7 protein-coding genes are annotated in these 9,205 nt (G+C 72.2%); 2 read left to right on the top strand and 5 right to left on the bottom strand.

What is annotated here, in order from left to right:
- Positions 1-251 precede the first annotated feature (251 nt).
- Complete coding sequence (locus ACFY3D_RS32765) at positions 252-959, bottom strand: neutral zinc metallopeptidase (RefSeq protein ID WP_389986743.1); 708 nt, start codon at positions 957-959, stop codon at positions 252-254.
- A gap of 298 nt (positions 960-1,257) precedes the next feature.
- Positions 1,258-2,271, bottom strand: coding sequence for a LacI family DNA-binding transcriptional regulator (locus ACFY3D_RS32760; RefSeq protein WP_389986740.1), 1,014 nt, complete (start codon positions 2,269-2,271; stop codon positions 1,258-1,260).
- 347 nt (positions 2,272-2,618) lie between these two features.
- Here ACFY3D_RS32760 and ACFY3D_RS32755 point away from each other — a divergent pair, with 347 nt between their 5' ends.
- Positions 2,619-3,479 (top strand): hypothetical protein, encoded by an 861-nt coding sequence (locus ACFY3D_RS32755; RefSeq protein ID WP_389986737.1) that lies wholly within the window; start codon positions 2,619-2,621, stop codon positions 3,477-3,479.
- A gap of 35 nt (positions 3,480-3,514) precedes the next feature.
- On the opposite strand, the gene ACFY3D_RS32750 is transcribed toward ACFY3D_RS32755, so the two are convergent.
- Both ACFY3D_RS32750 and ACFY3D_RS32745 read right to left on the bottom strand, forming a co-directional pair.
- Positions 3,515-5,614 carry a tetratricopeptide repeat protein gene (locus tag ACFY3D_RS32750; protein ID WP_389986735.1) on the bottom strand — a complete coding sequence of 700 codons (2,100 nt, stop codon included), beginning with the start codon at positions 5,612-5,614 and terminating at the stop codon, positions 3,515-3,517.
- Positions 5,615-5,933: 319 nt separating this feature from the next.
- On the bottom strand, positions 5,934-6,980 hold the full coding sequence (locus ACFY3D_RS32745) for a YihY/virulence factor BrkB family protein (RefSeq protein WP_389986732.1): 1,047 nt from the start codon (positions 6,978-6,980) through the stop codon (positions 5,934-5,936).
- A gap of 117 nt (positions 6,981-7,097) precedes the next feature.
- Here ACFY3D_RS32745 and ACFY3D_RS32740 point away from each other — a divergent pair, with 117 nt between their 5' ends.
- Positions 7,098-7,655, top strand: coding sequence for a bacterioferritin (locus ACFY3D_RS32740; RefSeq protein WP_389986729.1), 558 nt, complete (start codon positions 7,098-7,100; stop codon positions 7,653-7,655).
- 130 nt (positions 7,656-7,785) lie between these two features.
- Here ACFY3D_RS32740 and ACFY3D_RS32735 read toward each other — a convergent pair whose 3' ends face one another.
- On the bottom strand, positions 7,786-8,874 hold the full coding sequence (locus ACFY3D_RS32735) for a cellulose binding domain-containing protein (RefSeq protein WP_389986726.1): 1,089 nt from the start codon (positions 8,872-8,874) through the stop codon (positions 7,786-7,788).
- Positions 8,875-9,205 lie beyond the last annotated feature (331 nt).

Here is a 9,205-nt window from a genome sequence, read left to right as displayed (position 1 = left end):
GGGGGGGGGGGGGGGGGGGGGGGGGGGGGGGGGGGGGGGGGGGGGGGGGGGGGGGTGGGGGGGGGGGGGGGGGGGGGGGGGGGGGGGGGGGGGGTGGGGGGGCGGGGGGGGGGGGGCCGCCCCCCCCCCCCCCCGGGGGGTGGGCTTCACGACCCCGGCCCAGATGACCCCTCCGTCATCCGGGCCGGGGTCCTACCCGGCGGTGAGCCGGGTGCTGCGGTGGTCGTGAGCCGGGAACGTCCTCGCCCTCGTCACGCGAAGCATCCCCCCACGCCCTGGCGTGCGCCCCGGTTGAAAGCGCCCAGGCGTTGCGCGGCGGTGCCGTGGTCGCTCACGTCGGTCCAGGGGGTGTCGTCCGCGTGTGCCCGCAGGGCCGCCGCGATCTCCTCGGTGTCGCCGGTCTCGAAGAACAGGATGCCGTCCTCCGCGGCCCCGAAGAGCGTGGCTCCGGCGAGGCAGTCGGCCTGGAGTTCGAGCTGCCGGGACAGCAGCCGCTGGGGGATGCGGGCCTGGACGGCATGACCCCATTCGTGCGCGATGATCAGATAGACCCAGGCGTCGCCCTGCCGGTATCCCATTCGCATGAGGTCGACGTCCCAGGCGATGAAGTCGTAGGGCGGCCAGCAGTACAGGGCGTTGTCATCGGGGAGGGGATATCCCCGGCATGTCGGCGTGTTGCCCCACGCGCCGTCGTACCCGCCGAGAACGCGCGGAGGTGAATACCTGCCGGGAAAGAAATCCGGCCAGTGTGTCGCCCAGAAGCGGTTGATGACGTACCGCGCGCTGCGGATGTCCTCGTTGATGTCGTCGAGGCCGCTCGCGGCGGAGGCGCCCACCGGGGCGTTCGCGCCTGTCGTGGCGGTCGCGGTGCCCGCGGTACCCACGATGCCCGCGAGCAGCGCGCCGGTGAGCAGTACGGCGAGTGCGAGGCGGGTGGTTCTCCATCGTGAAGCGGCCATGGTTCTCCCCCGTCGCTGGCGGCCACATACCGGATGTAATGGTCTATCGCCGGGCTTTTTCGCAAGGCAGCGTCACCATACGAGGAAAGGTAATACGGCAGAGGAGCTATCGCGAGATCGTATGAAATATCATGCTAATTCGTCGCTGCATTCGAGGAATTAGCGGCACGTCATAATCATCGCGAAGCGATCCCCCGGCACCCCCGCGATCATGGCCCCCAAGCGGAGACGATCGCTCCCCCGACGGGGACGACGTCCGCGACCGGGCCCGGCGGACGGCGGGAAGGTGAGGGGGCGGTCAGCCCGCCGGGGGAGCGGAGCTCTCGCGGATGATGAGGTCGGTGGAGAGCTCGACCCGGCGGGGCTCGGGGGACTCACCACGGGAGATGCCCAGGGCCATACGGGCGGCGACGAAGGCCATCTCCTCCAGAGGCTGGCGGACCGTGGTGAGCGGCGGCCAGGCGGACCTGGACAGGGGCAGGTCGTCGAAGCCGACGACGCTCAGGTCGTCGGGGACGCGCAACCCGCGCTGCCTGGCGGCCTCGAAGACGCCGAAGGCCTGCAGGTCGCAGCCGGCGAAGATGGCGGTGGGCGGGTCGGGCAGTGAGAGCAGGCTGTGGCCGTGGTCGTGGCCGGAGCCGACGAGAAAGTCACCGTACAGGATCAGCGCGGGGTCGACCTCGACCCCCGCCGTCTCCAGCGCGGCCCGGTAGCCGTCTATGCGGGCGCGGCTGCACAGCACGTCGGGCGGACCACCGATCATGCCGATCCTGCGGTGGCCGAGCTCCAGGAGATGCCGGGTGGCGGTCAGGCCGCCCTGCCAGTTGGTCGCGCCCACCGAGGCCACTCCGGGAGCGGGCTCGCCCTCGGGATCGACGACCACGAAAGGGATCGAGCGGGAGTTGAGCCGGTCGTAGCGCTGCGCCGAGAGGTGGGAGCCGACGATGATCACACCGTCGGTGCGGCGGGCGGCCAGCCGGTCGAGCCAGTCGCGGCCGGGGCCCGCGTGGGTGTGCAGGACGGAGATGACGATGCTGGCCCCTGCCTCCGCGGCCGCCTTCTCGGCCCCGCGGACGAGCTCCATCGCCCACGGGCTCTCCAACTCGGCGAAGATCAGGTCGATCAGGCCCGCCGGGCCGTCGGAACCGGTCGTGCGCCGGATGTAGCCGTGCTCGCGCAGCAGCCGCTCGACCCGCTTGCGGGTCTCGGGCGACACCTCGGCCCTGCCGTTGATCACCTTCGAGACCGTCGGCGCGGAGACACCCGCCTCCTCGGCGATGCGGGCGATCGTCACCCGGGGCTTACCTGGCATGCCCGGCAGCATATCCGAAACCTTTCGGAGTGTGGCCGGTGGCCTGGGAATACGCCTCTTCGTCTCCCAACGGACTCTCGCCCGATACGCCCCCGGAGCCTGATCGTTATCGGAGGGTGGAAAATTTTTGTGGCCGCCGGAAATATTCGCCGCCGCCACCACCAGCGGTCCGAGCGGCGCTCAGGCCCCGTCGGCGCGGACGCGGCACTAGGGCCCACGCTCCCAGGAGCCGGTCGCACCACACTGCCGCCGTCCGGCTTCCCCTTTGGCGACAGTTATTTACTTACCACAAGAAAGAGCGGATTCTCTTTATATAGTTTCATACAGTCTTGGAAGGGAGATCCGGCATGGCTGGGGACGAGGTCACGCGGTTGCGTGCCCTGCGGGCGAAGATGGACGGCACCTATGGCGAGGCCGGGTGGCGCCAGGCGCTCACCCAGGCGATCCTGCGCCGGTGCGCCGACGACGATCTCCCGGGCACCGTGAACCGGACGGATCTCGACGAGGCGGCCGAACACGCGGGCTGGCTCCTCGCCCACGACTGCGACCAATGGTCCTTCGCCCTGGTGGGACGGGTGCACGAGATCCGCTGGGAGGAGTTCGGGGATCCCGCCGATCGCGACGTCGCCATCACCATGCTCTGTGAGGCGGACGACCTTCGCGAGGAGAACGCCTGGTTCAGCGCCGCCGACCACGAGGCCCTCGCCGAGCTGCTGCTGAGCCGTCACGCGGACCGGGGCGTGCCCTACGACCTGGACCTCGCGGTCGACAGGCTCAGGGCGGCCCTGCGTGAGTGCGACGACAGGTGGTCGGCCCTCTATCTGCGCTACCGGCTGGGTACGACGCTGGCCCTGCGCGCCACCCGGCCCGGGGCGGGCACCGATCTCGGCGAGGCCGTCGCCCTGCTCGAAGACGTGCTCCCCCACCTGCCGGAGGGCGATCCGGCCACGAACCAGGCGACGTTCGCCCTGGGCGGGCTCCTGCGGAGCAGGGGGATCGCCACCGGCAGCGCCGCCGACCTGGAGCGGGCGGCGGGGCACTTCGGCCTGTTCCTGGAGGCCACTTCCGACGACGACCCGCTCTGGCCCAAGGCGGCGGACGACCTGGCCAGCACGCTCACCCACCTCGGCCGGCCCGACGCACCCGGCCGCGGGGGAAGGCGAGCCCACCGTACGGGGTCGCGTGGCACCCGTCGCGGAGAACCGTGACCGACGGGTCCACCGGGCAGGCCGGGACGGCACGGTCAGTCGTCCTCCCACAGACGGTCCTCCGGGGTGCTCGACGTGGGCTCGCCCACCCGTGCGGCCACCGACCGGGCCTCGGCCAGCAGCGGGTGCCCGTCGCCCAGGGGCGGGCGGCCGTGAGCCAGCGGGCGGCGGTCGAGCAGGGGCGCCAGCAGGGGCGCCACCTCCTCCACCTTTCCCGAGCCCATCCGGCACAGCGCGAGTTCCAGGCGCCCGGCGAGAACCAGCGGGTGTGAGGCCTCCAGCACGTCCTCGCCCATGGCGACGAGCGCCGCGCCGGTGGTCTCCGCCTCGTCCTCCAGACCGAGGGCGTACGCGGCCCGGGCGGCGAGCAGCAGCCGCTCGGCCTGGCCGGGGAAGTCGTCGTCCATGTCGTGCTCGTCCTTCGCGAGGGAGGCGAGCACTCGCGCCGCCCCGGCCGCGTCGCCCAGGGCCAGCTGCGCGGCGGCCTGGGCGCGACGCACCGGTCGTTCGGCCGGGAGCGTACGCAGGGCGGCGAGCGCCTGGGCGGGCTCGCCCGAGGCGGTGAGGGCCGTGGCGCGGACCAGTGTCGCCTCGGCGCCCAGCCGGGGCGAGACCTGCCGGGCGAACCACTCCGTGGTGACGGTGACCCCGGTGAGCAGCCGCACCGCCTGCGCGGGGAACCCCGCGGTCAGCTCGATCTCCGCCAGAAGCACCGTGTCGTACTGGGGCCAGTAGCCCTCGGGCGGCAGGTGCTGCGTCCGCAGCCGGAGCGCCTCGGTCAGGTGGTGACGTGCCTGCGCGGGCTGGCCCGCCGCGAGCAGGGCCTCGGCGAGGGTCACCCTGGCCGAGGCGGTGTTGACGCTGTCGGGACCGAGGCGTTGCTCGCGGTCGGCGAGCGTCGCCTCGGCCAGGGTCACGCCGGTGACGATCCGGCCCGCGCGGGAGGCGGCCCTGGCCATCGCCTGCCGGGTGAGCGTGAACCCCCGCCACGCCGGGGTGACCCCGGTGGCGGGGACACCTTCGACGCGCTGCTCGCTCACCTTCGTCAGCTCGCGCAGCCCTTCGCGGGGACGGCCGGCCTCCACCAGCACCTCCGCGAGGTTGTGCCGGGCCCGCGCGCCGAGCGACGTCGCGTCCGCGGAGGCGGGAAGCCCTCCCGCCACCCGCAGCGACCGCTCGAAGCACGACCTCGCGCCCGGCAGGTCGCCCAGGCGCAGCAGGGCGATCCCCTGCCTGCTGGTCACGTCGCACAGGGTGCGCGGGTCGAGGTCGCCGGCCGCCAGCAGGTCGGCCAGCTCGCCGCCGACCTCCGCCGCCCGCGCGAGCAGAGGGCTGCCGTCGAGCAGCACCTGCAGGACCATCTCCAGGGCACGGCTCCTGGCGCGGCCGCCGGAGTCCATCCGCTCGGCGAGCTCGGCGGCCCGTTCGGCGGTGTGCAGCCGCTCGGCCCACTCCCCGGCCAGCGGGAACAGGTCGCGGGCGAACCAGTGCGCGCAGAGCGCGGTCGCCTGGTGCTCCGCCACTCCCTCGGGGTCGTCGGCCATCGACCGGAAGGCGAGTTCGGACAGGCGCTCGGCACTCGCCGCGGCCCACCCCGCGGACGGGAGGGCGACCGCGAGCGCGGCGAGCTCCAGCCGGGGCTCCAGAAATCGCGCGTACGCGGTGACGCGGCCCTCCCACCCCGCGGCGGCGGTGGCGCCGTAGACCTCCGCCGTCTCCCACACCGGCTGGCTCTGCCCGGCCGACGGGCGCTTCTCGGAGGTGGAGATGTCACCGATGCCCAGGCGCACCTGGGCCAGCATGAAGCGCTCCACCTGGTGAAAGCGCGCCACCCTGCGCAGTGCAGCCGTGACCAGGCGCCGCGCGTCGAGCAGGGAGCGCGGCGGCTCGGGCGCGACGTCGTCCGAGGTGAACTCGTCGAAGGCGTGCTTGACCGCGAGGGCCACCAGCACGCGCCGGCTCCTGACCTCGTTGTACAGCCAGACGGCGCTGCGGCCTCTGTCGCCCTCGGTGCCCCGCGGCAGCCGGACCCGCTCGGCGACGTCCTCGGCCCTCACCTGGTGGTAGTCGCCGCTCCGGAAGGCGTCGGCCGATGCCGCCGCGATGGCCGCGAGCCTGCGTTCCTGTGCCGACACCCTCGCCCCCTTCGGATCCGCACATGAATATATCTCACTATGGTGGAAGAGGCTCTTGGTTGATGAGTTGACTATCGAGATGGGTGTCCCGATGTCGCGCCTGGTTTTCCAGATCACGCTCGGGCGCCCGGGAGAGCCGCCCTCCGAAGCACCGGGGGACCTTGGGATCCTCCGATGATCACGCGGCGCCCCGGACGGGGCAGGGTGGGACGAGACGGCGGAGCGGCCGGTCGTCGTGGAACGGGTCGCCTACGGATGGGCGCCTACGGACGCACCGTTATGGGCGGGCCGCTACGGGCGGGCCTTTAGGGATGAGCCGCTACGGATGGGGCGGCCCGTTCCCCGACTCCCGCCGGCGCCCGCGCAGGGCTCCCACGAGCGTCCTGGCGATCGTGACGGCCGCCGTACCCGCCGCGCCGACCAGGGGTTCTCGCTCCTCGGCCGCGGTGGGGCCCGGGTCGGGATGAACGGGATCCGCCCGCCCGGCGCGGACGGCCTCCAGTTGCGCGGCGAACGCCAGCCCCAGGAAGAGGGCGATCGAGCTGAGGAACGACCACAGCAGCAGCGCCATGACGGCCGTGAGCGGTCCGTACGTGGCGCCGAAGGTGCCGCTGCTCTCGGTGTAGAAGGCGAGCAGGAGGGTGAAGACCGTCCACAGGACGAGCGAGACCAGGGCACCGAACGCCAGCCAGGTGTGACCGGGCTGCCTCCTGCGCGGCGCGGCGCGGAACAGCACCGAGGTCGACAGCAGCGCGAGGAGGAAGCCGAGCGGCCACCGCACCAGGTCGAACGCCTCCCTCGCGCCGTCGCTCCAGTCGTAGACCTGGGCCAGGGCCCTGCCGATGGCGCCGCCTCCGACCATCACCACGAAACCGGCGGTCATGAAGGCGCCGGCCGTCAGCGCCATCAGCAGAGCCCTGCCGTACTTGCGATGGAAGGGACGGTCCCGCTCGACGCCGTAGATGCGGTTCGCCCCCCGCTCCACCTGGGCCATGGCGCTGGTCAGTGAGGACACGGCGGTGGCCAGGCCGAGCCAGAGCGCGATGACACCCCCGGTACGGCCCGCCTGCCGGTGGCTGTCGGAGAGCACGTCCTTGACCGCCTCCACCCCCGCCCCCGGCGCGAGCTTGCTCAGGACCAGCTCCAGCACCTCGCCGAGATGCTCCTGGTTGATCACCGAGCTCAGCCCGACCAGCGCGATCGCACCGGGGATGATCGACAGGCAGACCTGGAACGCCAGGGCCCTGGCGTTGGTCATGCCCTCGCCGTATCTGAACCTGCTGAAGGAGTCGCGGACCAGATGCCAGCGGCCGTATTCGCGCAGGGCGGCCCAGGCGTGGTCGGCCGAGAGCTCTTCACCGTTCATGGTCCGCGTCTGCGGGACCTTCGTCGCTGTTCCCATGTCGAGCGGGCGGCTACCCAGAAAGCGACACCGCGAACAAACGGTGCCGGATAACCCGCCGATTCTGGGTAGGGCAGGCTCATGGCTGAATTCCTCACAGATATCAAGGAGCTCCGGGCGCGGGCGCGTCAGGAGATCGACAAGGGTCCCATCACGTCGGCCTACGGCGCGGACCTGCCCCGGGTGATCCAGGTGTGCAACGAGGCCCTGGCGACCGAGCTGGTCTGCGTGCTCCGCTACAAGCGGCACTACTACACCGCCTCGGGCATCCACGCCGGGGTGGTGGCCGCGGAGTTCCTGGAGCACGCCGCCGAGGAGCAGGAGCACGCCGACCGTCTCGCCCAGCGCATCGTCCAGCTCGGTGGCGAGCCGGACTTCAACCCCGAGACGCTGGCGGCGCGCTCGCACGCCGAGTACGACGACAGCCTCGACCTGATCGAGATGGTCAAGGAGGACCTGGTCGCGGAGCGGATCGCGATCGCCTCCTACACGGAGATCGTCAACTGGCTCGGCAACGACGACGTGACGACCAGGCGCGTCTTCGAGGACCTGCTCGCGCAGGAAGAGGAGCACGCCGACGATCTGAAGAGCCTGCTGGAGAGGCTTCCCGGCGCCCTGAGCCAGGGCCGGGACGCGTAAGGCGTGAACACGAGCGGGCCCCCGGGCCTCAAATGGCCGGGGGCCCGCTCGTGTTCACGCCGGTCGGCGTCCCGCACGGCCCTTCGCGCCGGAGCCGGATCGAGGGGACTCCGGCGCGGGGCCCCGCGGGTCAGTCGGCCGTACAGGACACCTCGGGGACAGGGGAGCCCGGCCCCGAGGCGAGGAAGCCGAAGACCGTGGTCGCGCCGGGTGCCAGGGAGCCGTTCCAGGTGGCGTTCCGCGCCGAGACGGCGACTCCCGACTGGGTCACGGTCGCGTTCCACGCCTGGTTGATCTGCCGCCCGGTGAACGTCCAGTTCGCCGTCCAGCCGGTGATGGCCACCAGGCCGGTGTTCTTGACGGTCACCTCGCCCTGGAAGCCGCCCGACCACTGGTTGGTCGTCTGGTAGACGGCGGTGCAACCACGGCCCGCCGTGGGAGTGACGGTCGGCGTCGGAGTGATCGTCGGGGTGGGGGTGGTGGTCGGCCCGGAGCCGAGCAGGGCGGTCAGCGCGGGGAACCACCGGTCGGCGATCTTCTGGTCGCCCGACGCGTTGGGGTGCACCCCGTCGTAGGTGTCGTACCCGGTGGTGAAGCCCGTCCACTGGTCGACCACGATCACCGGTGACCGCGCGGTGGTCTTGCTCGCGGCCCATCCGGGAATCGCCGCGTTGAGCGCGGAGACCCGCTGTGCGCACTCACCGCACGTGCCGGGGTTCATGGGGATGATCTGGGCGACGAGGACCTTCGTGTCGGGGTTGCTCGCCCGCATCTGGTCCACCAGCTTGCCGTACGCGGACAGGATGGTGGCGGTCGGACGGTTACTCCAGACGTCGTTGGTGCCGAAGTGCATCATCACGATGTCGGGCCTGGTCGCCGAGAGCCAGCCGGGAAGCTGGTTCTGGTCGGCGACGTTGGTGACCAGCGCCCCGCCGTGTCCCTCGTTGTCCCCGTCGTGCGCGACGCCGCAGCCCTGGGGCGGCAGGGTGCCGACGAAGTCGATGCCGGTGTGCCCCGCGTTCACGAGGCGGTTCCACAGCAGGGCGCGCCAGCATCCGGGGGAGCCGGTGATGGAGTCTCCGAGTGCCATGATCCTGGTGGCCGCCGCCTGCGCGGGGACCGCGGTGCCCGCGAGCAGGAGTCCCAGGGTCACGACCGCGGCCATCGCGGTCGCCAGAACCGTGAGAATCGTGCCGCCTCCGCGTGCCGTTCTTCGCATCTTCCGCTCCCGCCTCGGTCTCGCCCGGCTGCGGGCCGATGCTAGATGTCCCGGGCGGGGGCGGGAAGCCGTCCGCGTCCGCGGGGTCCTGACCTGCGCGATTCTCGCCGGGAGGGTGTAACTTTCAGCCCGCTCTTGCCTCTCGCGGCCTTCCGTGTCCTTCGTGCCTTGCGGACGGGGCCGGGTCCGGGGCCGCTGGGCGGCCTCACACCCCGGTGAGATCGTCCACCTCCCCGCGCGCGGACCGGATCTTCTCCGTGCGGACCGGATCGTCCGCTCCACACGGGGCCGACGATGATCGGCGCGTGGGTGAAACCCCGGTGGGCGGCCG

Origin of the sequence: Streptosporangium sp. NPDC000509, assembly GCF_042898365.1 — a bacterium.
Lineage (GTDB): Bacteria > Actinomycetota > Actinomycetes > Streptosporangiales > Streptosporangiaceae > Streptosporangium.
This window is presented reverse-complemented; position numbering and strand designations above follow the sequence as displayed.

Coding starts and splice junctions, on each gene's coding strand:
- ACFY3D_RS32760 (WP_389986740.1), bottom strand. CDS start 2,271: ATGCCAGGTAAGCCCCGGGTGACGATCGCCCGCATCGCCGAGGAGGCG.
- ACFY3D_RS32755 (WP_389986737.1), top strand. CDS start 2,619: ATGGCTGGGGACGAGGTCACGCGGTTGCGTGCCCTGCGGGCGAAGATG.
- ACFY3D_RS32740 (WP_389986729.1), top strand. CDS start 7,098: ATGGCTGAATTCCTCACAGATATCAAGGAGCTCCGGGCGCGGGCGCGT.
- ACFY3D_RS32745 (WP_389986732.1), bottom strand. CDS start 6,980: ATGAACGGTGAAGAGCTCTCGGCCGACCACGCCTGGGCCGCCCTGCGC.
- ACFY3D_RS32735 (WP_389986726.1), bottom strand. CDS start 8,874: ATGCGAAGAACGGCACGCGGAGGCGGCACGATTCTCACGGTTCTGGCG.
- ACFY3D_RS32765 (WP_389986743.1), bottom strand. CDS start 959: ATGGCCGCTTCACGATGGAGAACCACCCGCCTCGCACTCGCCGTACTG.